The organism is Streptomyces sp. NPDC059009 (assembly GCF_042740175.1).
In the GTDB taxonomy this organism is placed as follows: domain Bacteria; phylum Actinomycetota; class Actinomycetes; order Streptomycetales; family Streptomycetaceae; genus Streptomyces.
Window position 1 is genome coordinate 1 of sequence record NZ_JBHYJB010000014.1, and the last position, 21,758, is coordinate 21,758.

The 21,758-nt window shown below is 71.6% G+C and carries 22 protein-coding genes; 9 read left to right on the plus strand and 13 right to left on the minus strand.

What is annotated here, in order from left to right; genetic code table 11:
• Positions 1-156 precede the first annotated feature (156 nt).
• A complete protein-coding gene (locus ACFWYM_RS16085; protein ID WP_384836262.1) occupies positions 157-1,050 on the minus strand; it encodes an NADP-dependent oxidoreductase in 894 nt (297 codons plus the stop codon).
• Between the two features lie 70 nt (positions 1,051-1,120).
• Here ACFWYM_RS16085 and ACFWYM_RS16090 point away from each other — a divergent pair, with 70 nt between their 5' ends.
• Positions 1,121-1,726, plus strand: a complete 606-nt coding sequence (locus ACFWYM_RS16090) for a TetR/AcrR family transcriptional regulator (RefSeq protein ID WP_384836265.1) — start codon at positions 1,121-1,123, stop codon at positions 1,724-1,726.
• A 294-nt stretch (positions 1,727-2,020) separates the two neighbouring features.
• Here ACFWYM_RS16090 and ACFWYM_RS16095 read toward each other — a convergent pair whose 3' ends face one another.
• On the minus strand, positions 2,021-3,670 hold the full coding sequence (locus ACFWYM_RS16095) for a class I adenylate-forming enzyme family protein (RefSeq protein WP_384836268.1): 1,650 nt from the start codon (positions 3,668-3,670) through the stop codon (positions 2,021-2,023).
• A gap of 143 nt (positions 3,671-3,813) precedes the next feature.
• Between ACFWYM_RS16095 and ACFWYM_RS16100 the strand changes: the two genes are divergently transcribed.
• A complete protein-coding gene (locus ACFWYM_RS16100) occupies positions 3,814-5,148 on the plus strand; it encodes a phosphatase PAP2 family protein (protein WP_384836713.1) in 1,335 nt (444 codons plus the stop codon).
• 62 nt (positions 5,149-5,210) lie between these two features.
• Here ACFWYM_RS16100 and ACFWYM_RS16105 read toward each other — a convergent pair whose 3' ends face one another.
• Genes ACFWYM_RS16105 through ACFWYM_RS16115 form a run of 3 tightly spaced genes read right to left on the minus strand, consistent with a single transcriptional unit; the run spans position 5,211 to position 8,847 of the window.
• On the minus strand, positions 5,211-6,317 hold the full coding sequence (locus ACFWYM_RS16105; RefSeq protein WP_384836271.1) for an LCP family protein: 1,107 nt from the start codon (positions 6,315-6,317) through the stop codon (positions 5,211-5,213).
• Positions 6,318-6,319: 2 nt separating this feature from the next.
• Positions 6,320-8,473 (minus strand): bifunctional polysaccharide deacetylase/glycosyltransferase family 2 protein, encoded by a 2,154-nt coding sequence (locus ACFWYM_RS16110; RefSeq protein ID WP_384836273.1) that lies wholly within the window; start codon positions 8,471-8,473, stop codon positions 6,320-6,322.
• Positions 8,470-8,847: a hypothetical protein gene (locus ACFWYM_RS16115; RefSeq protein ID WP_384836276.1), complete on the minus strand. Its 378-nt coding sequence runs from the start codon at positions 8,845-8,847 to the stop codon at positions 8,470-8,472. Before ACFWYM_RS16115 ends, ACFWYM_RS16110 begins: the two co-directional genes overlap by 4 nt.
• Before the next feature lie 242 nt (positions 8,848-9,089).
• Here ACFWYM_RS16115 and ACFWYM_RS16120 point away from each other — a divergent pair, with 242 nt between their 5' ends.
• Positions 9,090-9,530, plus strand: coding sequence for a ricin-type beta-trefoil lectin domain protein (locus ACFWYM_RS16120; protein ID WP_384836279.1), 441 nt, complete (start codon positions 9,090-9,092; stop codon positions 9,528-9,530).
• A 49-nt stretch (positions 9,531-9,579) separates the two neighbouring features.
• On the opposite strand, the gene xdhC is transcribed toward ACFWYM_RS16120, so the two are convergent.
• The 4 genes from xdhC to ACFWYM_RS16140 form a co-directional block, all read right to left on the minus strand.
• Positions 9,580-10,479, minus strand: coding sequence for a xanthine dehydrogenase accessory protein XdhC (gene xdhC / locus ACFWYM_RS16125; protein ID WP_384836716.1), 900 nt, complete (start codon positions 10,477-10,479; stop codon positions 9,580-9,582).
• Between the two features lies 1 nt (position 10,480).
• Positions 10,481-12,871, minus strand: a complete 2,391-nt coding sequence (gene xdhB, locus ACFWYM_RS16130; RefSeq protein WP_384836282.1) for a xanthine dehydrogenase molybdopterin binding subunit — start codon at positions 12,869-12,871, stop codon at positions 10,481-10,483.
• Entirely contained in the window at positions 12,868-14,364 is a 1,497-nt protein-coding gene (locus ACFWYM_RS16135; RefSeq protein WP_384836285.1) for a xanthine dehydrogenase small subunit, read from the minus strand. The genes xdhB and ACFWYM_RS16135 overlap by 4 nt, the downstream gene beginning before the upstream one ends.
• A gap of 666 nt (positions 14,365-15,030) precedes the next feature.
• Positions 15,031-15,435 (minus strand): ArsR/SmtB family transcription factor, encoded by a 405-nt coding sequence (locus tag ACFWYM_RS16140; protein ID WP_384836287.1) that lies wholly within the window; start codon positions 15,433-15,435, stop codon positions 15,031-15,033.
• A 161-nt stretch (positions 15,436-15,596) separates the two neighbouring features.
• Here ACFWYM_RS16140 and ACFWYM_RS16145 point away from each other — a divergent pair, with 161 nt between their 5' ends.
• On the plus strand, positions 15,597-16,982 hold the full coding sequence (locus ACFWYM_RS16145) for an MFS transporter (RefSeq protein ID WP_384836290.1): 1,386 nt from the start codon (positions 15,597-15,599) through the stop codon (positions 16,980-16,982).
• Positions 16,983-17,019: 37 nt separating this feature from the next.
• Here the strand turns inward: ACFWYM_RS16145 and rpsR are convergent, their stop codons facing one another.
• The 4 genes from rpsR to rpmG all read right to left on the minus strand — a co-directional run bounded on the left by rpsR (position 17,020) and on the right by rpmG (position 19,006).
• The gene (gene rpsR / locus ACFWYM_RS16150; RefSeq protein WP_384836292.1) at positions 17,020-17,256 is read right to left on the minus strand and encodes a 30S ribosomal protein S18; all 237 of its coding nucleotides are present in this window, start codon (positions 17,254-17,256) and stop codon (positions 17,020-17,022) included.
• A gap of 114 nt (positions 17,257-17,370) precedes the next feature.
• A complete protein-coding gene (locus ACFWYM_RS16155; RefSeq protein ID WP_384836295.1) occupies positions 17,371-18,522 on the minus strand; it encodes a CobW family GTP-binding protein in 1,152 nt (383 codons plus the stop codon).
• Positions 18,522-18,767 (minus strand): type B 50S ribosomal protein L31, encoded by a 246-nt coding sequence (locus ACFWYM_RS16160; protein WP_384836298.1) that lies wholly within the window; start codon positions 18,765-18,767, stop codon positions 18,522-18,524. The genes ACFWYM_RS16155 and ACFWYM_RS16160 overlap by 1 nt, the downstream gene beginning before the upstream one ends.
• 74 nt (positions 18,768-18,841) lie before the next feature.
• Positions 18,842-19,006, minus strand: coding sequence for a 50S ribosomal protein L33 (gene rpmG / locus ACFWYM_RS16165; RefSeq protein ID WP_123456582.1), 165 nt, complete (start codon positions 19,004-19,006; stop codon positions 18,842-18,844).
• 104 nt (positions 19,007-19,110) lie between these two features.
• Here rpmG and rpmB point away from each other — a divergent pair, with 104 nt between their 5' ends.
• The 5 genes from rpmB to ACFWYM_RS16190 all read left to right on the plus strand — a co-directional run bounded on the left by rpmB (position 19,111) and on the right by ACFWYM_RS16190 (position 21,741).
• Positions 19,111-19,347 (plus strand): 50S ribosomal protein L28, encoded by a 237-nt coding sequence (gene rpmB / locus ACFWYM_RS16170; protein WP_384836302.1) that lies wholly within the window; start codon positions 19,111-19,113, stop codon positions 19,345-19,347.
• Positions 19,347-19,652, plus strand: coding sequence for a 30S ribosomal protein S14 (gene rpsN / locus ACFWYM_RS16175; RefSeq protein ID WP_384836305.1), 306 nt, complete (start codon positions 19,347-19,349; stop codon positions 19,650-19,652). The genes rpmB and rpsN overlap by 1 nt, the downstream gene beginning before the upstream one ends.
• 68 nt (positions 19,653-19,720) lie before the next feature.
• On the plus strand, positions 19,721-19,891 hold the full coding sequence (gene rpmF / locus ACFWYM_RS16180) for a 50S ribosomal protein L32 (RefSeq protein WP_384836308.1): 171 nt from the start codon (positions 19,721-19,723) through the stop codon (positions 19,889-19,891).
• 183 nt (positions 19,892-20,074) lie between these two features.
• A complete protein-coding gene (locus ACFWYM_RS16185; RefSeq protein WP_384836719.1) occupies positions 20,075-20,605 on the plus strand; it encodes an AAA family ATPase in 531 nt (176 codons plus the stop codon).
• Positions 20,509-21,741 (plus strand): MalY/PatB family protein, encoded by a 1,233-nt coding sequence (locus ACFWYM_RS16190; protein ID WP_384836311.1) that lies wholly within the window; start codon positions 20,509-20,511, stop codon positions 21,739-21,741. Before ACFWYM_RS16185 ends, ACFWYM_RS16190 begins: the two co-directional genes overlap by 97 nt.
• Positions 21,742-21,758: the final 17 nt, after the last annotated feature.

Below are 21,758 nucleotides of genomic sequence, written 5' to 3' on the forward strand. Positions count from 1 at the left end.
GGTACAGCACCCCACCCACCCCAGTACTCATGAACTCGTCCGGCGCCCCCGGCTTTTCGAGGACGGACATACCGCCGCGTCCCCACCCCGCCCCACCCACCGGCCCGCACCCGCACCCGCCCGCACCACCCGCACCCCCCGCCAGCAATCAGCCGCTCAGACGACTACGACCCGCCGCCCACGCGCATGCCCGGCACGGCTGTCGACGTGCGCCGCCGCGGCCTCGGCCAGCGCATACGACTTCTCGACCGGGATGTGCAGCTTCCCCCGCGCGATGAGATCGACCGCCTCGGCGAGCGCCCCCGAGACGTCCCCCGTCACGCCGGAGAACCGCGCACCGAACTCCGGCGCACCGAGATCCGCGATGGAGACCACCTTCCGCGGATCCCCGGTCAGTTCGACGAGTTCGCGGATCACACCCGAGCCGGCCAGATCGAGCGCCGCGTCGACCCGGCCGAGCCGCCGTACCCGCTCGCCCCAGCCCTCCCCGTACGTCGTGGCGAGGGCACCCAGGCTCCGTACGTAGTCCTGGTTCGCGGCCCCGGCGGTGCCGATCACCGAGATGCCTCGGTCGCGGGCGATCTGCAGCACCGCCGATCCCACTCCCCCGGACGCGCCGCTGACCAGCAGCGTCTGCCCGGGCTCCACACCGGCTTCGCCGATGATGCGCAGCGCGGTCTCCACCACCGAGGGGTACCCGGCCGCCTCTTCGAAAGTCAGCCCCTCCGGGATGCGGGCCCAGGCCGACAGCACGGCCGACTCGGCGTACGTACTCTCTCCGCGCCCGAACACGAGGTCGCCGACTTCCACCCCATCGACGCCCGCGCCGACCTCGTCCACCACCCCGGCGGCGTCCTGCCCGACTCCGGCGGGCAGCTCGACCGGGCGGACCTTCTGGAACTGGCCTTCACGGATCCGCCAGTCGACGGGGTTCACGCCCGCCGCCCGCACGGCGACGCGTATCCGGCCGGGGCCCGCATGGGGCTCCTCGGCGTCGGTGAGGTGCAGGACATCCGGGCCGCCGAACTCGGCGAAGCTCACTCTCTTCATGTCGCCGACCGTAACACTAACGGTTAGCGTTTTGGAACTGTTACAGCTATGCACCTGATAGCGTCAGGGCATGACCGCGCCGCAGCCCATGTCCGCCACGACCCCGACCCCGACCCCGACCGGGCGCCGCGAGCGCAAGAAGGCCGCGACCCGCCAGAAGATCGCCGACACCGCCCTGCGGCTCTTCCTGGAACGGGGATACGAGGCGGTGGGCATCCGCGACGTGGCGGCCGAGGCCGACGTGGCCGTCACCACGCTCTTCTCCCACTTCGCCGCGAAAGAGGCCCTGGTCTTCGAGCAGGACGACAGCTTCGAGCAGCGCCTCACGCAGGCGGTCACCGACCGGGCTCCGGACGAGCCGCTCATCCCCGCGCTGCGCCGCGAGATCCACGCGATGGTCCGGCACTGCACGGCGGACGGCTCCGCCCCGATCTACCGCATGATCGACGAGTCGCGTGCCCTGCGGGAGTACGAGGAGTCGATGCGGCTGCGCCACGCGGAGTCGCTGGCCACGGCCCTCGTCGACGACCCCGGACTGGCGCAGAGCGCGACGGCCTGCCGGACGATCGCGCGGTTCGTGATCGACGCCTACGCGCTGGCCCGCGAGGCGGCCGACCCGCAGGCCGCCGTGGACGAGATCTTCCAGATGATCGAGGCGGCCTGGAAGGTCGCGTGACCTGAGGTCGCACAGTGCGCTCACCTGGGGCGCTCACATCACGACAAGGGACGTCGGCCCCGACTTGTCTGGAAAAGGAACCTGTTGGATCAGATTGGCCGCTGCTCGGGGGCGCCGTGGCGGTGCCGGCTCTGCAGGGCTGCGGGGCTACAGGGCTGCAGGGGCAGTCGGCTGCTGTCCGGCAGGCGGCGCGGACAGCGGGGCTCCGCACCGTAACCCGTAACGGCGCGGACGAACTCAACAGGGGTGCCCGGCCGGCAGGTTGCCAGGCGCCCGGGCACCCCCTCGCGCGTGCTACGGCGTGACCGTGCCCCCACCCGTCCACTCCGCGCGCAGCGCCTTCTTGTCCACCTTGCCGACCTTCGTCGTCGGCAGCCGGTCGAGGAGGACCGTCTTGCGGGGCGTGTACAGGTCGCCCAACTCGCGGGTCACCGCCGCGGCGACCGCGACCGGGTCGACGTCGGCGTCCGGCGCCGTGGCGAGGAAGATCTGCACGGCCTCGCCGTACTCCTCGTCCGGTACGCCCACCGCCGCCGCGTTGCGCACACCGGGCAGCGTGAGCAGGAAGTCCTCCAGGACGCGGGAGTAGACGTTGTCGCTGGTGCTGCCGGTGACGATGATGTCCTTGGCCCGGTCGACGAGGTAGAGGTACCCCTCGGCGTCGAGGTAGCCCATGTCCCCGGTGCGCAGCCAGCCCTCGTGCAGCGCCTCCGCGGTGCGCTTCGGGTCCTCGTAGTAGCCGAGCATCACCGTGTCGCCCCGGACGCACACCTCACCGACCTGCAGGACGGGCAGCGCCACCGCGCTGTCCTCGTCGCGGATCTCGATGTCGACGTCGGCTATCGCGCGGCCGCAGCTGCGCCAGAGTTCGGGCCGCCGGGCCGCCTCCGAGGCGAGGTCGTCCGCGCCGAACGCGGCGATGCCGAGCGCCTCCGACTGCCCGTAACCCTGGCCGAGCACCGGGCCGAAGACCTCGACCGCCTGCTGCAGACGGCTGGGCGACGTGGCCGCGCCGCCGACGACGATCCGCCGCAGCTCGGGCAGGACGCCCGGCTCGCACTCCGGGTGGTCGAGCACCGCGTACAGCATGGGCGGCACGAACATGGTGGTGGTGATCCGCTCCTCGCGCAGCACCGCGAGGGCCGCGCCCGCCTCGAACTCGGGCAGTACGACGAGGGCGGAACCCGTCACCAGCGCCTGGATCGAGGTGAGGTGGCCGCTGCCGTGCGTGAGCAGCGTGGCGGCGAGCACCCGGTCCGTGCCCGGGGTCATGGGCGGGAAGAAGCCCGTGGAGCGTGTGCTTGGGGAGGAGCCGTCCTGCGGGGTCTCCTCCGCCAGGTCCACCAGCACGTCGTAGAGCCGGTGGCTGTGCGCGGCGAGCTTGGGGCGGCCCAGAGTGCCGCCGGTGTAGAGGACGGTGACGGCCTCGTCCGCTCCCGGGGCGGGCACGCCGTCGGGGCGTGTCTCGGGGCAGTCGGCCGCGTCCGCCACGGCCAGCACGTCCGTGCACTGCCGCGCACACGGCCCGAGGCTGAGCAGCGCCGGTGAGTGGAGGCTGCGGCCCGCGGCGTCGGCCGCCCGGTCCGCGAAGAGGGGGTCGGTGATCACCGCGCGTGCCCCGGACTGCTCGACCAGGGCGGCGAGTTCGCCGGGCCCGGGCTCGGGCGGCAGGAACACGACGCGGCAGCCTATGAGGTGCACCGCGAGCTGGACGAGGACGGAGTCCACGCGGTTGGCCAGGAACAATCCCACTCCGTCGCCGGGCACGAGGCCCTGGCGGCGCAGCGCGTGCCCCAGGCGGAACAGCCGCCTCCGGGCTTCCCCCCGGGTCAGCCGCTGTGCACCCTGGACGAGCGCCTCGGCGTTCTCGTCCTTGTGCCAGTGCTCCAGGATGCGGTCCAGGTACGTCCGCGGCTCTGCTCTTCCCTGTGCGTTAACGATCATGAACCCATGCAAACACGCCTCACGGGGACCGCTGATGCGCAGGGGCCACCTTCGGCCACGGGCCGATGGAGGGCAGGTGGCATGATCGGGGCTCTGCACCTCTTCACACCGCATCGAACAAAACGGCCAAACCATTGATACCTATAGCTTCGCGGAATTCTTCGCGAATTGACCGCAGAGTCCTGTGGATCGCCGCGAGCGCGGTGGCCCTCGGGTTCCTCGTCGCCCTGGAGATCGCCGCGCGCCACTACGGGGGCGTGCCGGGGCCGATCACCAACCAGGCGCGAGAGGTGATCTTCCCGCCCAAGCCGGGGCCGCTGTACGGCGGTCTGGGGCTGATGATGGTGGTGCTCACCTGGCGGCAGCGGTTCATCGCGGCCGGCGCCGCGGTCGGCATCGACCTCGTCTTCATCCTGGTGCGGTGGGCGGCCGGCGTCGAGGTGCCCGAGGACCAGTTCTTCGGCAATGGCGCGCTGTGGGCGATGCTCGGCTGTGCGGTCTTCGCGCTGACGCGCCGCACCGGCCAGGAGAGGCTTCTGCTGCTGAAGGGCGTGGGCCTCGGCCTGCTCCTGGTGACCGGGCGCAAGGCCGGTGACACCTGGCTGCTCATCACGTCGAAGACCCGCCCGACCGTCCTCGACCCGTACGTGGCGGCCGCCGATCACGCGCTGGGCAACCCGTCGTGGCTGGCCGGGCGGCTGCTCGAGGCCAGCGGCCCGGTCACCACCCACATCCTCGACCTGGTCTACGCGCAGCTCGCGGTGGCCGCGGTCGTCGTCGCCGTGTACCAGCTGCGCAACGTGGCGGCCGAGGGGCGCTTCCCGCGCCACCACCTGGTGCGCACCTTCCTGGTGATCGGGGTCATCGGGCCGGGCGTCTACATGCTCTTCCCGGTGGTCGGGCCGATCTTCGCGTACGGTCCCGGCACCTCGGGCACCGGCGGCGTCGAGTGGGCGGTGGCCAACGTGTGGCCGCACACCGCGCCGTCGATCGGCGTCCCGCACCCGGTGCCGTACGACGGGATCACCCCGCGCAACTGCATGCCCAGCCTGCACACGGCGTGGGCATGCACGATCTTCATCCACTCCCGCAAGGGCCCCCGTCTGCTGCGGTACGCGGGCACGTTCTGGCTGGTCGCCACCCTCTGCGCGACGCTGGGCTTCGGCTACCACTACGGCGTGGACCTCGTCGCGGGCGTGGTGTTCGTGCTCACCGTCGAGGCGGCCCTGCGCGCGTACGACCACGGCTGGGACCGGGCGGGGGTCCGGCTGGTCGCGCACGGCACCGTGGTCTTCGCCGCGCTCCTGCTCTCGTACCGCTATCTGCCGCAGCACATGGCCGCGCAGCCCTGGCTGTTCGGCCCCCTGGTCCTGCTGGCGATGGCCTCCGTGATCTACGGATACGTACGGACCACCAGGGCCTGGGAGCCGAAGGCCGCTCCTGCGCGGCCGCTGGAACCGCAGCCCGAGCTGATCTAGCCCGCCCGGGCCCGATCCGGCCGGCCCGGGCCCGATCCGGCCCGCCCGGGCCGCGGTTCCCGTCAGGGCCGGAGAGGTCGCGTCCGGCCCCCCTTCTCCGTCAGCGGCCGGTCGTGCCGCAGATCGTCGAAGAGCCGGGCCGACCTCTTGGCGTCCCACTTCAGGACGTTGCCCTTGGACGTGGGGACGCCGATGCCGGACACGGGCACGTTGATCTGCTTGCCCTTGCCGCCCGCCACGCTCTGCACGGCCCGGAACATCGTGCTGAGCTCGCGCAGGCTCATGTCCTTGTCGACGATGAGCGTGTCGAGCCCCGCCTGCACGGCCGGGCCGATCTCCGTCGGGTCGAAGAGCGTGCCGGGCCGGGCGGCCTGCTGGGCGAGGGCCGCCAGGAACTTCTGCTGGTTCCTGGAGCGGCCCAGGTCGCCCTCCTTCTCCTGGTGCCGCTGGCGGACGAAGGCCAGCGCCTGCTTGCCGTTCAGGGTGTGACAGCCCTTGCGCAGGTCGGCGCCCGACTTCTTGTCCTTGATGTCGCGGTCCAGGCACATCTCGACGCCGCCGATGGCGTCCACGATGTTCACGAACCCGGCGAAGCCGATCTCCGCGTAGTGGTCGATGCGCAGGCCGGTGTTCTTCTCGATGGTGTGCACGAGGAGTTCGGGGCCCCCGTAGGAGAAGGCGGCGTTGAGCTTGTCCCCCTCGGGCCGCTTCGTCTTGCCCGTCAGCGTGTCCAGGCGGCCCGGCACCGTCACCCACGAGTCGCGCGGCAGGCTGACCATGCTGGTGCCGTGGGCCCCGGTGTGCAGCAGCATCATCGAGTCGGTGCGCCGCCCGCCGCCCCCGCCCGCGTGCAGGTCCTTCACATCGCCGTCGGAGAGCCCGTCGCGGCTGTCCGAGCCCACGATCAGGTAGTTGGTGCCCTCGCCGGGCGCCGGGCGGTCCCCGTACGCGCCGAGGTCGACGTCCCGCTGGAGCCGGGTCTCGGCCCAGCCGTACGTGCCGCCCACCGCGACCGCCACGACGGCCAGCAGCGTGAGCACCACCCGCCGCAGCCTCCTGCGCTTCACCTTCGACTGCCGGGCGTGGGCGCGCCGGGGCCCGTAGTGGGAGCTGGGCCGCTCGGCGAACCGCTCACGCGCGGCGGAGTCGTCCAGAACCGGTTCTGTCATGATCAACTCCCCTGCAGACTCGGCCGCGTCTCTTCGGGCGGCCCTTCCGGCGGTCCTTGCCGCGGCCCTTCCTGCGGCACTTCAGACACTCCAGGCGCTTCCGGGGCTTCGAGCAGATACGGGTCCGCGGTCCCCGTGCGCTTCATGCTGTGCCACTTCAGGCGGGTGCCGAGCAGCGCAGTGGTCACGGAGTGGATGACCACGAGATACATCAACTGCCGGTAGACGAACTGCTGGAGCGGCAGCACCCACAGCACGCGCAGCCGTTCCCGGTCGAGCCGCAGCGCGTACGCGGCGGTGACCAGCTGGACGGAGAGGAAGCCGAACCAGACGAGGGCCGCCTCCACGGGGTCGCGGAACAGGGCCCCGAACAGCGCGAACATGTCCACGACCGGGGCGCACAGCGGCAGCACGATCTGGAACAGCGTGACGTAGAGCATGACGCGGCGGCCGAAGCGCCCGGCGGGCCCGACCTCCACCGCCGCGTGCCGGTGCTTCCACATCGCCTGGAGGGTGCCGTAGCACCAGCGGTAGCGCTGCCGCCACAACTGCCGCACGCTGGTCGGCACTTCGGTCCAGGCGACCGCCGACTCCTCGTAGACGACGCGCCAGCCGGCCCGCCACAGCGCCATGGTGAGGTCGGTGTCCTCGGCCAGGGTCTCGTCGCTGACCCCGCCGATGCCCATCAGCGCGTCCCTGCGGAAGGCCCCGATCGCCCCCGGCACCGTCGGCATGCACTCGAGGACCTCGAACATCCGCCGGTCGAGGTTGAAGCCGAGGACGTACTCCAGGTGCTGCCATTTGCCCAGGAGACGGCGCCGGTTGCCGACCTTGGTGTTGCCGCTGACCGCCCCCACCGCGGGGTGGGCGAGCGGCTGGATCAGCCGGGCCAGCGACTCGGGTTCGAAGATGGTGTCCGCGTCGACCATGACCACGATGTCGTACCGGGCGTGCGCCAGGCCGGTGTTGAGGGCGCTGGGCTTGCCGCTGTTGGGCTGCCGGATGACCGTCACCCGTGGGTCGTCGATGCTCTCGGCGATGTCGGCGGTGGCGTCGGTCGAGCCGTCGTCGATCACGATGATCTGCAGGTGCGCGTGGGTGGAGGCCAGCAGCGAGTACACGGTCCCCGCGATCCCGGCCTCCTCGTTGTACGCGGGCACCAGGACCGTCACCGGGTCCCGCACCTCGCGCAGCCGGGGCGCGCCCGGCCGGTAGCGGCGCAGCCTGCGCACATGGAGCCGGGCGAACAGCGCGAACAGCAGCATCCGCAGGACGCCGAGCACCCCCGTGAGGGTCAGCGTCCACACCATCACGGTGAGGAAGGCGTGCCCGAGCCGCTGCGACCAGATCAGTCCCTCCCCCTTGACCTCCTGGGCGACCGGCACCGCGTCGACGAAGGAGGGGCGGCCGAGCCCCTTGCTGACCGTGGTGAACCGCTTCACGCTCCGGTCCCGCAGCAGGTCCTCGGCCTCGTGGTAGCCCAGGTCCGTCTGGCTGTGCTGCGTCACCAGGCCCCGCCACGGCTTGCGGTCCTTGTGGTCCGAGGCGACCACGAGGTACCCCTGCTCCGCGGCGCGCTGCGCGGCCGGCCACTGCGGGCCGCAGAGCGTGTCCGCGGCCGTGGTGTGCGGCAGCCGCAGCAGGGTGGTGCTGATCCCGGCCGCGCCCGCGAACGCGCTCTGGGTGAGCGACAGTTCGAGGCGCGCGCGCAGCGGCGAGGCCACGCCCAGATCGCCGCCGCTGTACGTGTACGAGCCGACCTCGTGGCCCTCGTCCAGGATCCGCCGCAGCAGCTCCGGCTGCTCGGCCGCGTCCTTCCCGTAGACGAAGAAGGTCGCCCGCGCGTGGTGCCTGCGCAACAGGTCCAGCAGGCGCGGCGTCCACTTCGGGTCGAACCCGCCGTCGAAGGTGAGCGCGACGGTCCCGCGCGGCATGGCCGCGGTGGTCACGCCGTTCGGGCCGAACCGCAGCAGCGGCTTCCCGTCGTCGGCCTCGCGCGGGATCGGGCGGGTGCACGGCGGTTTGGTGCGCGCTGCGTCGACCTGATGGGTCGTCCAGCCCTCGAAGAGGAGGGCGACGGCGACCACCAGGAGCACGAGGAAGAGGACGACCCAGTGGCCGCGCGGCGGTCGGCGGACGGCGGCGCCCCGCCTCACTGCCGAATGCCTCCGGCCGGCGCCGGTCCCGCTCTGTCGGCATCTGCCCCCGAAGTCCCGGAAGACCCTGAAGTTCCGGAAGTTCCGGACGGCGCCGAGCCGTTCGTCCCCGGCGGCTGCGAGCCGACGGGCTGCCGGAGCCCGCTGACCACCATGCCGACGAAGAGCAGGAACCCCAGGCAGACGAGGCCCACGACCAGCGCCATGCCGCGCAGGGTCCGCCTGCGCCAGCCCGACGGGTCGACGAATATGGGGAGTTGGGGCTCGTCCATGGGGAGTTGGGGCTCGTCCCGGTACTGCGCCCTGCGCGCAGGGGGTATCGGCGACGATCGCCCGTCGTGCGGTGTGCTGGCTATGTGGGGGATGCCCTGCACTGCTGCTCCTGATCTGCAGCCGCGCACGCGCGGCTCTTTGTGTGGGGGGTACGGGCCCGGGGGCCACGAGCCATCGACCCTACTCGCGCACCTGGGTGGCGGGGCAACAGGGCACCCAGGAGCGGCAGATGACCCTCGTTTGCGAATGTTGATCTTGCGCGGTTAGTGTCAACGGCGCCTAAATGCGCGCCAATGCGCGATAAGGGGCCACTCCGACCACTCCACACAACAGGGGGACACTCATGAACAAGCGCCTGATCGGCACCTGGGCAGCGGCGGCGGTCGTCGCTCCGGCCCTGCTCCTCGCGGCCTCGGGCACGGCAGCCGCCAACGGGAACGTCCAGTGGAAGAACAAGGGCAACGGCCTGTGCCTGATGTACGCGCCGGGCATGGTGCTCACGGGCAGCGGCTGCGGCAAGTCGGCGGGCAACTGGTACGAGACCAAGCAGTCCGACGGCACGTTCACGCTGAAGATCCACGGCTACTGCCTCGACAGCAACAAGGCCGGCAAGGTCTACGCGATCCAGTGCAACGGCGGGAACAACCAGAAGTGGCACGAGACCAAGACTGCGGGCGGCTGGCGCCTGGTGAACAAGGCCACGGGCCTCACCCTCGGGTCGAACGGCCAGCACACGGTCTACACGGGCATCGACGCCGGCGGTAAGTACCAGCGCTGGTCGTAACTCCCGGCCGGACTCCCGGACTCCCGACCCGACTCCCGGACTCCCGGCCCTACCCGGCCACGGGCAGGCTTCGCACCGAGGGCTCGGCCTGTGCCACCGGCCGGTCGGGCCGGGATGTGGCGGCGGACTCGGCGGACCGGCCGGACCGGGCGGACTGGAAGGTCTGCAGCAGGTCCGCCGCCACGCTCACCGCGATCGTGGCCGGTTCCTTGCCGGAGATCTCGGGCAGACCGATCGGGGTCTTGATCCGGTCGATCGTGGCGTCGTCGTGACCGCCCTCGGTGGACAGCCGCTTGCGGAAGCGCGCCCACTTCGCGGCCGAGCCGATCAGGCCGATCGAGCCGAGCTCGGGGGTGCGCAGGGCGGCGTCGCACAGCGCGGCGTCCTCGGCGTGGTCATGGGTCATGATCAGCACGTGGGTGCCGGGCGCCAGCTCCTCAAGGACCTCCTCCGGCAGCAGCGGAGTGTGGTGCACATGGACCTGCGCCACCGCGTCGTCGAGCACATCGAGCCGTTCCTCGGTGAGCATCTCCGGGCGGGTGTCGATCAGATGCAGGTCCAGGTCGTGGCGGGCCAGGATGCGCGCCAGCTCGTAACCGACGTGCCCGACACCGAAGACCGCCACCGCCGGGACCACCGGCAGCGGTTCGAGCAGCACACTGACGGCGCCGCCGCAGCACTGCACGCCGTGCCGGCTGGTGACCTTGTCGTTGAGGGCGAAGTCCATCAGCTCGGGCTCCGCGCCGGGCGCGGCGATCAGCTCGCGCGCCCGGTCGACGGCGACGGCCTCGATGTTGCCGCCGCCGATGGAACCCCACGTCTCGGTCTCGCCCACGACGAGCTTGGCACCGGGCTTGCGGGGTGCGTGGCCGCGCACGGTCGCGACGGTCACGAGCACGCCGGTCTCCCGGCGAGCCCGCAACCGCGCGACCGCGGCCACCCACGTCATGTCAGGCATTGCTCAGGGCACTTGCCGTGCTGGGGACCTCGGTGTCGCTGCCCGAGGCGTCGCCGCCGCGGGCCGCTTCGATCGCCCAGAACACCGCTTCCGGCGTCGCGGGCGAGGCGAGATCCACGCTGACCCCCGCGGGCCCGAACGCGGCGGCGGCCTGCCGCAGCGCCTCGCGCACCGAGAACGCCAGCATCAGCGGCGGCTCACCGACCGCCTTGGAGCCGTACACGGCGCCCTCTTCGGTGGCGTTCTCCAGGAGGTGGACGTTGAACTCCTCGGGCATCTCCGAGAAGCTCGGCAGCTTGTACGTGCTCGCCGCCTGGGTCTGCAGCCGGCCGCGGTGCGGGCCCTCGCCGGTGTCCCAGCGCAGGTCCTCGAGCGTCAGCCAGCCCGCGCCCTGCACGAACCCGCCCTCGACCTGACCGATGTCGATCATCGGCGAGAGGCTGTCGCCGACGTCGTGGACGATGTCGACGCGCCGGATGCGGTACGCGCCGGTGAAGCCGTCCACCTCGACCTCGGTCGCGGCGGCGCCGTTCGCGAAGTACTTGAACGGCGAGCCCCGGAACGTCTTCGCGTCCCAGTGCAGCCCCTCGGTCCGGTAGTAACCGGCCGCCGAGAGCTGGACGCGCTGGAAGTACGCGGTGCGCACCAGGTCGTCCCAGGCCAGCTCCTTGTCGCTGCCGAGGGCACGCGCGACGCCCTCGACGATGCGCACGTCCGAGGAGTTGGCGCCCAGCTGGGTGCCGGCCACCTGCAGCAGGCGCTCGCGCAGCTGCTCACAGGCGTTCTTGATGGCACCGCCGTTGAGGTCCGCGCCGGAACTGGCCGCGGTGGCCGAGGTGTTGGGCACCTTGTCGGTCCGCGTCGGGGCGAGCCGCACCTTGTGCAGCGGGATGCCGAGCGTGGTCGCGGCCACCTGCATCATCTTGGTGTGCAGGCCCTGGCCCATCTCGGTGCCGCCGTGGTTGATCAGGACGGAGCCGTCCTTGTAGATCAGCACCAGGGCGCCGCCCTGGTTGAAGGCGGTGAGGTTGAACGAGATGCCGAACTTGATGCCGGTGATCGCGAGCGCCCGCTTGGTGTTCGGGTGCGCGGCGTTGAAGGCCGCGATCTCGCGCTTGCGGTCGGCGACGTGGGCGTCGTCCTGGACCTGCTGCCAGGTCGTGGAGATCCGGTCGGCCTGGGTGACGGGCTGCCCGTACGGCGTGGTCTGGCCCTGGCCCGGCTGGTAGAAGTTGCGCTCGCGCAGCTCCATGGCGTCCAGGCCGAGCTTCGGGGCGACACGGCCGAGGATGTCCTCGATCACGAGCATGCCCTGCGGTCCGCCGAAGCCCCGGAACGCCGTGTTGGACACGGTGTTGGTCTTGGCGATGCGGCCGGCGACCCGCGCGTTGGGGATCCAGTACGTGTTGTCGATGTGGCACAGCGCACGGGCGAGCACCGGCTCCGACAGGTCCAGGCTCCAGCCGCCGTCGGCGGTCAGCGTGGCGTCGAGCGCCTGGATGCGGCCCTCGGCGTCGAAGCCGATCTTCCACGTGGCGTTGAAGCCGTGGCGCTTGCCGGACATCGTCAGGTCCTGGGTCCGGTTGAGCCGGAAGCGGACCGGGCGGCCGGTGAGCTTGGCGCCGAGCGCGGCGACGGCCGCGAAGCCGTGCGGCTGCATCTCCTTGCCGCCGAAGCCGCCGCCCATGCGCAGACACTGCACCGTGATCTCGTGGCTCGGCACACCGAGCACGTGGGAGACGATCTCCTGGGTCTCCGAGGGGTGCTGGGTGCTGCTCTGGATGAACACCTGGCCGTTCTCGTCGACCTGGGCGAGGGCCGCGTGCGTCTCCAGGTAGAAGTGCTCCTGGCCGGCGAAGGTGAACTCGCCGGAGAACACGTGCGCGGACTCGGCGAAGCCGGCGTCGATGTCGCCGGTCTCCATCACGGGCCGGGCGCCGTGGAAGCTCTCGGCCTCGATCGCCTCCGTCACCGTGACCAGGGAGGGCAGCTCTTCGAGCTCCACCTCGACGGCCTCGGCACCGAGCCGGGCCGCCTCCAGGGTCTCGCCGAGCACCCAGGCGACGGCGTGGCCGTAGAACATGACCTCGTCGGGGAAGAGCGGCTCGTCGTGCTTCATGCCCGCGTCGTTCTCGCCGGGCACGTCGGCGCCGGTCAGCACCCGGACCACACCGGGCACGGCGAGCGCGGCCTCGGTGCGCAGCGCGGTGATGCGGCCGCGGGCCTTCATGACCTGGACCGGGTGGGCGTGCAGCACGTCCTTGGTGCGCTGCACCAGGTCGTCGGTGTAGAGCGCGTGGCCGGTGACGTGCAGATGGGCGCTCTCGTGCGCCATCGAGACACCGACGACAGGCTTTTCGGGACGCTCGGACAGATGGCTCATGACGACACCGCCTCAGTGGTCTGTGCGTGCAGCTTCAGCAGGCTCTGGCCGAGCATCGCGGAGCGGTAGAGGGAGCTGGCGCGATGATCACTCATCGGCGTGCCCTCGCCTCGCAGCACCTTGGCCGCGGCCTCGACGGTCTCCGCCGACCAGGGCTTGCCCTCCAGGGCGGCCTCGGTGGCGAGCGCACGGATCGGGGTGGCGGCCACGCCGCCCAGACCGATGCGTGCCGTGCGGACGATCCCGCCCTCGATGTCGAGCGCGAAGGCGACCGCGACGCTGGAGATGTCGTCGAAGCGCCGCTTGGCGATCTTGTGGAATCCGGTGACGGGCGCCAGCGGCCGCGGGATGCGCACCGCGCGGATCAGCTCGTCGGGACGGCGGACGCTCTGCCGGTAGCCGGTGAAGTAGTCCGCGAGCGGGACCACGCGCTCACCGTCGGCGTCGGCGAGCACCACCGACGCCTCCAGCGCCAGCAGGACCGGCGGGCTGTCACCGATCGGGGAACCGGTACCCAGGTTTCCGCCGAAGGTCGCGCTGTTGCGGATCAGCCGGGACGCGAACTGCGGGAAGAGCTCGGCGAGGAGCGGAACTTCACCGTCGAGCCGGCGCTCGATCTCGGTGAGCGTCAGCGCGGCACCGATCTCCAGGTAATCGTCCTCGACGCGCAGCTCACGCATTTCGGCGAGCCGGTCGATGGCGACGACGCAATCCGCGCGCCGGGAGCGGATGTTCACCTCGACGCCGAAGTCGGTGGAACCGGCGACGACGACCGCGTCGGGCCGCTCGCGCAGGAACTGCAGCGTTTCGGCGAGGGTGTTCTTCCGGACGAATACCTTGTCGTCCCGGGTGTATTCGGTGGCGACCGGCTCCGGCGGGGCCTGCTCGCGGCGCTGCGCCAGCGGGTCCTCGTCGGTGGGCTCGCCGACGGCGAAGGCGGCGTCCCGGATCGGGCGGTAGCCGGTGCAGCGGCACAGGTTTCCGCTCAGCGAGTGCAGGTCGAAGCCGTTCGGACCGTGCTCGCCGTCGACCTCGTGGGCCTTGTCGTCCGTCACGGTCTTGGCGGCCTCGTCGGCGTCGCCGTGCGCACAGCGGTCGGGCCGGTAGTACTCGGAGGCCATGCTGCAGATGAACCCGGGGGTGCAGTAGCCGCACTGCGAACCGCCGCGGACCGCCATCTCCTCCTGTACGGGGTGCAGCGTGTCGGGCGTTCCGGGGGCACCGGGGGTGGCGAGACCTTCGGAGGTGATGACCTCCTGGCCGTCGAGCGCCGCCGCCGGGACCAGACAGGCATTGACCGCCACCCAGTCCGTGGGCTTGTTCACGCCGGGCCGGGCCACGAGGACCGAACAGGCGCCGCATTCACCCTCGGCACAGCCTTCCTTGGTTCCGGTCAGACCACGCTCGCGCAGGAAATCCAGCGCCGTGGTGTGGGGGGCCGCCGGTGAAATCGGCTGCTCTTTCCCGTTGACCGTGATCCGCGCCTCTACCATGGCACATCCTCATTTCGCGCGGTCAATCTAACTATCCTAGTCGCCATTAAAGGATCTTTCTCTTTCGGTCGCGCAGCCCGAGAACCCAGAGCGCAAATCAGCACGCAGCGACGTGCCTGAGACAGTGAAGGAGATCAAGAGAATCCGGAGCCCGAAAATGGGCATGCCGGAACAAAGGGGGGCTGGTCAGCAGCCGTGCGCCACGCGACCCGGAACCCAGGCGGCCCGCTGAGCGAGGCGATGCAGGTCGGAGATGATCGACATCCGACTTCGCCTCCTTTCAATAACTCACTGGCCGGTTCGTCGAAATTACGACGCCGTGGGGCCACGGGTCAAGCGGCCGCATGGAATCCAGCGGAACCCATGGCATACCTACTAGATACCCCAAAACGGACAGTTCGCCCTCTAGATGCACCCGCCACCACCACCCCCTGCACTCATTCATAGATCCAATGCCGCTATTCGGCAATGAAATGCAGGCCCTCACGCTCCCCCGCCCTGCTTTCCAAGGATCTCCAGGCGAAGAGAGGAGGCATCACCCACGGGAAGCCGCAGATGCAAGGCAAAGGCCGATGACGAAGCAAAAGAAGCCACCTGCAAAGGGGCGGCGAGTTCGTATGTGCCCGTCCCAGGTGGCCGAGTGATTCTCTGCGAGATCGCGCGAGATCAGTCGTGCGACGCCTGCCCGCTCACCCGGTGGTCGGCATGGCTGAGCGCCTCCATGACCAGTCGGCGCAGATGTCCGTCGCGCAGGCTGTAGTACATGTGGCGGCCCTCGCGCCGCGCCTCCACCAGACCCGCGAGCCGCAGCTTCGCCAGGTGCTGGCTGACGGCGGTCCGGGACGAGGTCCCGATCCGCTCGGCCAGCGAGCCGACGTCCGACTCCTCCTGCGCGAGGAGCCACAGCACATGCAGCCGCGTCGCGTCCGAGAGCAGCGCGAAGACCTCCGTCGCCTCGGCGAGACGCGCGCCGTCGGGAGCGCGCAGATGCGCATGCGCGTCGGACAGAGCCGAAGGCACAACTGAAGGGGCGGCTGAAGGAGCAGCGGGCAGGGCGTCGCGGTCGGCCATGGACCCAGCCTAGAGCGCGGCCGCGCCGGGCCACCGGTCGCATCTCACCCGGCCATCAGTCGCACCATTTATGTGCGCAGGTGCGCACATATGGAGTACGGTAGTGGCATCGGCCGCCCCCACCGGCCGAGGAGTGCCACCCGGTCAGGAGTGATCGCCCCATGCTGTCCGTCCTGCGCAACCGCACCTACCGCAACCTGTTCACCGCCCAGGTCGTCGCCCTGACCGGCACCGGCCTCGCGACGGTCGCGCTGAGCCTGCTCGCGTACGACATCGCGGGCGCGGGCGCGGGTGAGGTGCTCGGCACGGCGCTCGCGATCAAGATGGGCGCGTACGTGCTCATCGCCCCGGCCATCGGAGCCGTCGCCGACCGGCTGCCGCGCCGCACCCTGCTGGTGGGCGCCGACCTGATCCGGGCGGCGGTCGCCCTGTGCCTGCCGTTCGTCGGGCAGGTCTGGCAGGTGTACGTCCTGATCTTCCTGCTCCAGTCCGCGTCGGCCGCGTTCACGCCCACCTTCCAGGCGGCCATCCCCGACGTGCTGCCCAAGGAGCGCGACTACACACAGGCCCTGTCCCTGTCCCGCCTCGCCTACGACCTGGAGAGCCTCTTCAGCCCGGCCCTCGCGGGGCTGCTGCTGACGGTGATGACGTACAACTGGCTGTTCACCGGCACCGTGGTGGGCTTCATCGGCTCGGCGGTGCTGGTGGTCTCGGTGGCGCTCCCGAAGCCGGCCACGGGGCTCGGCTCCAGCTCCAGCGCCAAGTCCAGGTCCGGCCCTGCCTCCGTCTACGCCAAGGCCACGGCGGGCAGCCGCCTCTTCTTCCGCCTGCCGCAGCTGCGCGCCCTGCTGGCGCTGAACATGGCGGTCGCCGCCGCGAGCGCCCTGGTGACCGTGAACTCCGTGGTGTACGTGCGGTCGGTGTTCGGCCTCTCGGCGGGCTCACTGTCGCTGGCGCTCGGCGCGTACGGCGCCGGGTCGATGGCCGTCGCGCTGGCGCTGCCGCGCATCCTGGACCGGGTGTCGGACCGGGCCGTGATGCTGCGGGGCGCGCTGCTGCTCGTGCTGGTCTTCGCCGGGGTGGGCGTCATCACCGCCTCGGCGGGCGGGAGTTGGCGCTGGCCCGCGCTCCTCGCGGCGTGGGCGGTGTTCGGCGCCGCGTGCTCGATGGTGCTCACGCCGACGGGCCGGGTGATCCGGCGTTCGGCGCCGCCCCGGGAGCGGACGGCGGCGTTCGCGGCGCAGTTCTCGCTGTCGCACGCGTGCTGGCTCCTCACCTACCCCCTGGCGGGCTGGCTGGGCGGCCGGGCCGGACTGGTGTGGGCCGTGGTCGCGCTCGGGGGCATCGCACTCGTCGCGGCGGTGACGGCGGTGCGGCTGTGGCCCGTCCGGGAGGGGACGGCAGCGGCGGCGGTCGAGCCCGGGCGCGCCCACGGGACCGCCCCCGTCGCGCCCGACCACCTGCACGTGGTCAACACCGCATCGCTGCCCACGTGTTGGCAGCACGGCAACCGTCCGGTGCTGGACGGGCTGCACGCCCACTACTGAGCAGGGGCACTCGGCGCCGCCGCCCCGGCGGCACCCCTCACCGGCCGGCGTACGGCAGCAGCGCCATCTCCCGGGCGTTCTTGATGGCGACGGCCAGGTCCCGCTGCTGCTGGACCGTCACACGGGTGACGCGGCGGCTGCGGATCTTGCCCCGGTCGGAGAGGAACTTCCGCAGCAGGTCGGTGTCCTTGTAGTCGATGTACGTGATCCCGGCGGCGTCGAGCAGGCCGGGGCGGGACGTGGTGGGCTTGCGGGGGTCGTGGCGACGGGCCATGAAGGGTGCTTCTCCTTGGGGACTTGAGTGCTTGGGAGTGCTTGAGGGTGCTTGGGTGCTTGGGTGCAGGTGCCGAGGCCGTCGTGGTGGGGCTGACGGTGGCCTCGGGGTGGGTCAGGCCGCGTCCAGCAGGGAGTCGAAGGCGGGCGGCAGGCTCTTCCAGGCGTCGCGCCCCGACGCGTACTCCGCGTCCGTCAACAGGCAGGAGTCCAGGAGGCGTTCGAGCCCGTCCCGGTCCAGTCCGGGCGACGTGAAGACGAGGTGCTGGCAGCAGTCGCCGTGGTCGGGGTGCCAGTCGAGCGCGGCCGCCGCCCGGCGCATGGGCGGGACGAGCTCCCAGGCCGCGTCGGGCAGGGACGCCAGCCACGGCCCGGCGTTCTCCACGCACAGGGCTCCCCCGGCCGCGTCCCAGGCCAGCAGCGTGTCGGGGCGCTCGGCCAGCCAGAAGCGGCCGCGGCTGCGGGCGGCGGCGCAGCACAGATCCTCCAGTGCCGCGTACAGGCGCTCGGGGTGGAACGGACGGCGCCGCCGCCAGACGAAGGTGGCGACGCCCGACTCGTCGGCGTCCTGCGGCAGGAGCGCGCACGCGGGGTGCTGCGCGGCCGCGGCCGCCTCGACGTCGAAGCCGCCGAGCGCGACCCGGGCGAGTTCGGCGGACGCGGCCGGCACCCGGCGCGCGGTGGGGTGCAGCTGGGCGAGCAGGGCGTGGTCCTCGTCGTCGGCCTCGTCGCTGTCGACGACGGCGAGGACGGGGGCGTACTCCAGCTGACGGGCCCAGGTGTCGCCGACGGTGCGCCGGTCGGTGGGGGCCGCCGCGAGACCGGTCTCGGCCAGGTCGTCGCCGTTGGCGAGGTACGGCAGGACGAGCGCGGGGTCCACGGCGGTGAGCACACCGGCCAGGTGCAGCCGGTCGCCGCCGTGCGCGGCGACGACCTCGGCCATGGCCTTCGGCTCGACCGAGTCCCACAGTTCGACGACGGCGAGCCGGGTCAGGCCCCCGTCCGCCATCCTCGCCAGCTCCGGGACCAGGTCCTCGCGCAGCGCGCAGCACGCACAGTCGTTGACGAGGGGCGTCTCGCCCCGGGAGAGGGTGCCGGAGGCGTCGCGGATCAGCCGGAGCACCGTACCGTCGCGGGCCTCGGTCAGGTCGTGGTGCAGGGCGACGCTGCCCGGCACGCCCTGCAGGAGGCGCTCGACGACCTCCTTGCGGGCGTCGGCGTGCAGCCCGGCGACGATGACGACGGGAAGCCGCTGGTGGCCCGCCATCAACGGGCTCCGTAACGGCGCTCGAAGCGCTCGACGCGGCCGGCGGTGTCGAGGACGCGAGCGGTGCCCGTGTAGAAGGGGTGGCTCGCGGAGGAGGTCTCCACCTCGACGAGCGGATACGTGGCGCCGTCCTCCCACTCGACGGTCTTGTCGCTGGTCATCGTGGAGCGGGTGAGGAAGGCGACGCCGGAGGCCGTGTCGCGGAAGACGACGGGCCCGTAGGCGGGGTGGATGCCGGGCTTCATGGCAGGACCTTTCGAGGGTCGGAGGTCAGGAGTCGGGGGTCAGGGGCCGGGGGTCAGGGGCCGGCCGGCGGGGTTCAGCGCTCTTCGCGGAAGTCGACGTGCCGGCCGGCCACGGGGTCGTACTTGCGCAGCACGAGGCGGTCGGGGTCGTTGCGGCGGTTCTTGCGCGTGACATAGGTGAACCCGGTGCCCGCCGTGGAGCGGAGCTTGATGACCGGGCGGATCTCGTTGCGTGCCATGGGGCTAGTATATGACAACGGTTTTCATTTCCGATAGCCGGTCCTCCCGGCTCACAGCACGACCGGCCCGTCACCCCGCCCCATCGAGAGAGGCAGCACCACCCATGTCCGCCCACTGCCAGCTGACCGGCGCCAAGCCGGGATTCGGCAACGCCATCTCCCACTCGCACCGGCGCACCTCGCGCCGCTTCGACCCCAACATCCAGCACAAGCGCTACTGGCTGCCGAGCGAGGGGCGGCACGTCCGTCTGACGCTGAGCGCCAAGGCGATCAAGACGGTGGACGCGATCGGCGTCGAGGCCGCCGTGGCCCGGATCCGCGCACGGGGAGGAAAGGTCTGATGGCGAAGAAGAGCAAGATCGCGAAGAACGAGAAGCGCAAGGAGATCGTCGAGCGGTACGCCGCCCGGCGGGCCGAGCTCAAGGAGGTCGTCCGCCACCCGGCCACCACGCCCGCCGAGCGCGAGGCCGCCCTCGCCGAGCTGCGCCGCCAGCCGCGCGACGCCAGCGCCACGCGCGTACGCAACCGCGACAGCGTGGACGGCCGCCCGCGCGGCCATCTGCGGAGGTTCGGCCTCTCCCGGGTGCGGATGCGGGAGCAGGCGCACGCGGGGTTCCTGCCGGGAGTGACGAAGTCGTCCTGGTAGGACCCGCAGGCGCCGCCGCACGCCTCCCCCCTCTCGAACAGCCCACCACCCCAGACCGAGGAGCCACCATGGCCGTCCCCAAGCGCAAGATGTCCCGCAGCAACACCCGCCACCGCCGCGCCCAGTGGAAGGCGAGCCCCTCCCAGCTCGTCCCGGTCACGGTCGACGGATCCGTGCACCTGGTTCCGCAGCGCCTGGTGAAGGCGTACGAAAGGGGCCTCGTCCGCCCGGAGAGCTGAACCCCGGCGGCGGCGTGGGAGCCGGAGTTGACGGACACTCACGCCGCCTGACGCCCCGCCGCGTTCCCCGCCGCCCCGGCGCGCTCCCTGCCGCCCGGCGCGGAGTCATGGCGGGGCGCGTGTGAGGATGCCGCCATGACATCCGCCACGACATCCGGCATGGGGTCCAGCACGGCATCCGGCATGGGACCCGGCACGGAATCCGGGCGCGGGCGGATCATCTTCCTCAACGGCACCTCCAGTTCCGGGAAGTCGAGCATCGCCCGGGAGCTTCTGGAGGTCCTGGACGACGGTGTCTTCTTCCATCTGTCGGTCGACGGCTTCAACGCGATGCGCAGCAAGAGGGAGCTCGGCCAGGAGCAGCTCGACGCGGCGCTGCGGCGGACCAGGGAGGGCTTTCACCGGTCGGTCGCCGCCATGGCCGAGGTGGGCAACGACATCGTGGTCGACCATGTGCTGAGCGAGCCGTGGCGGCTGCTCGACTGTCTGGCGGTGCTGCCGCCCGAGGACGTGGTGTTCGTCGGCGTCCACTGCCCGCCGGCCGACCCCGACGGCCTTCACGCGCCTCTCCCGAAGCCACCTGCCGAACTGACGGGCACTCTGCCTACGCTCCCTCCATGGACCCCTCCCCGAACCGCCTCGCCACCACCACCCGGGTCGCCAATCCGCTGCGTGAGCTCTCCCTTGACCAGCTGCGCGAGCGGACGAGCATGAAATGGCGGACCTACCCGGCCGACGTACTGCCCCTGTGGGTCGCGGAGATGGACGTGCCGCTCGCCGAGCCGGTGGCGCGGGCCGTCCGTGGCGCGGTGGAGCGCGGGGACACGGGCTATCCGGCGGGGACCGCGTACGCCGAGGCGCTCGCCGACTTCGCCGCGCGGCGCTGGGACTGGGACGGCCTCGCCGTCAAACGGACCGCCATCGTCCCCGACGTGATGCTCGGCATCGTCGAGATGCTCAAGCTGGTCTCCGGCCCCGACGACCCCGTCGTGGTCAACTGCCCGGTGTACCCGCCCTTTTACCAGTTCGTACGCAGCGCAGGACGGCCGGTCATCGAGGCGCCCCTGGACGGGGACGGGCGGATCGACTTCGACAGCCTTGAAGCCGCCTTCCAGGAGGCCGTCGGCAAAGGCCGAGGGGAAGGCGGAGGCGAAGGCAAAGGCGGAGCGGGTCGGCGGCCCGTGTATCTGCTGTGCAGCCCGCACAACCCCACCGGCACCGTGCACACCGCCGCCGAACTGGCCGACGTGGCACGGCTGTCGCACCGGTACGGCGTCCGTGTCGTGGTGGACGAGATCCACGCCCCGATCGTCGCCGCAGGCACGCGCTTCGTCCCGTATCTGAGCGTGCCGGGCGGCGAGGACGGCCTCTCCCTCATGTCCGCCTCCAAGGCGTGGAACCTGGCCGGGCTCAAGGCCGCCGTCGCCGTCGCCGGGCCCGAGGCGAGCGACGACCTGGCCCGCATCCCCGAGGAGGTCAGCCACGGCCCCAGCCACCTCGGCATCATCGCCCACACCGCGGCCCTGCGAGAGGGCGGCGACTGGCTCGACGCGCTGCTGACCGGGCTCGACGAGAACCGCCGTCTGCTGGGCGAGTTGCTGCACGAGCACCTTCCGGCCGTGCGCCACCGCCCCGGCCAGGCCACCTACCTGGCCTGGCTGGACTGCCGCGCGCTCGGCCTGGGCGACGACCCCGCGGCCGCCTTCCTGGAGCGGGGCCGCGTCGCCGTGAACGCGGGGACCAGCTTCGGCACGGGCGGAGCGGGCTTCGTCCGGCTGAACCTGGCCACCTCGCCGGAGATCCTGACCGAGGGGGTGCGCAGGATGGCGGCGGCGGTTCAGGGACCGTGAGCCGGGAGCCGCAAGCG

What these genes read in the sequence shown, in the direction of transcription:
- rpmG (WP_123456582.1), bottom strand. Translation starts at nt 19,006, where the DNA reads ATGGCACGCAACGAGATCCGCCCGGTCATCAAGCTCCGCTCCACGGCG.
- ACFWYM_RS16160 (WP_384836298.1), bottom strand. Translation starts at nt 18,767, where the DNA reads ATGAAGCCCGGCATCCACCCCGCCTACGGGCCCGTCGTCTTCCGCGAC.
- ACFWYM_RS16090 (WP_384836265.1), top strand. Translation starts at nt 1,121, where the DNA reads ATGACCGCGCCGCAGCCCATGTCCGCCACGACCCCGACCCCGACCCCG.
- ACFWYM_RS16155 (WP_384836295.1), bottom strand. Translation starts at nt 18,522, where the DNA reads ATGGCGGGCCACCAGCGGCTTCCCGTCGTCATCGTCGCCGGGCTGCAC.
- rpsR (WP_384836292.1), bottom strand. Translation starts at nt 17,256, where the DNA reads ATGGCCCGTCGCCACGACCCCCGCAAGCCCACCACGTCCCGCCCCGGC.
- ACFWYM_RS16085 (WP_384836262.1), bottom strand. Translation starts at nt 1,050, where the DNA reads ATGAAGAGAGTGAGCTTCGCCGAGTTCGGCGGCCCGGATGTCCTGCAC.
- ACFWYM_RS16185 (WP_384836719.1), top strand. Translation starts at nt 20,075, where the DNA reads ATGGGACCCGGCACGGAATCCGGGCGCGGGCGGATCATCTTCCTCAAC.
- xdhC (WP_384836716.1), bottom strand. Translation starts at nt 10,479, where the DNA reads ATGACGTGGGTGGCCGCGGTCGCGCGGTTGCGGGCTCGCCGGGAGACC.
- rpsN (WP_384836305.1), top strand. Translation starts at nt 19,347, where the DNA reads ATGGCGAAGAAGAGCAAGATCGCGAAGAACGAGAAGCGCAAGGAGATC.
- ACFWYM_RS16120 (WP_384836279.1), top strand. Translation starts at nt 9,090, where the DNA reads ATGAACAAGCGCCTGATCGGCACCTGGGCAGCGGCGGCGGTCGTCGCT.
- ACFWYM_RS16190 (WP_384836311.1), top strand. Translation starts at nt 20,509, where the DNA reads ATGGACCCCTCCCCGAACCGCCTCGCCACCACCACCCGGGTCGCCAAT.
- ACFWYM_RS16145 (WP_384836290.1), top strand. Translation starts at nt 15,597, where the DNA reads ATGCTGTCCGTCCTGCGCAACCGCACCTACCGCAACCTGTTCACCGCC.
- ACFWYM_RS16105 (WP_384836271.1), bottom strand. Translation starts at nt 6,317, where the DNA reads ATGACAGAACCGGTTCTGGACGACTCCGCCGCGCGTGAGCGGTTCGCC.
- rpmB (WP_384836302.1), top strand. Translation starts at nt 19,111, where the DNA reads ATGTCCGCCCACTGCCAGCTGACCGGCGCCAAGCCGGGATTCGGCAAC.
- ACFWYM_RS16135 (WP_384836285.1), bottom strand. Translation starts at nt 14,364, where the DNA reads ATGGTAGAGGCGCGGATCACGGTCAACGGGAAAGAGCAGCCGATTTCA.
- rpmF (WP_384836308.1), top strand. Translation starts at nt 19,721, where the DNA reads ATGGCCGTCCCCAAGCGCAAGATGTCCCGCAGCAACACCCGCCACCGC.
- xdhB (WP_384836282.1), bottom strand. Translation starts at nt 12,871, where the DNA reads ATGAGCCATCTGTCCGAGCGTCCCGAAAAGCCTGTCGTCGGTGTCTCG.
- ACFWYM_RS16095 (WP_384836268.1), bottom strand. Translation starts at nt 3,670, where the DNA reads ATGATCGTTAACGCACAGGGAAGAGCAGAGCCGCGGACGTACCTGGAC.
- ACFWYM_RS16140 (WP_384836287.1), bottom strand. Translation starts at nt 15,435, where the DNA reads ATGGCCGACCGCGACGCCCTGCCCGCTGCTCCTTCAGCCGCCCCTTCA.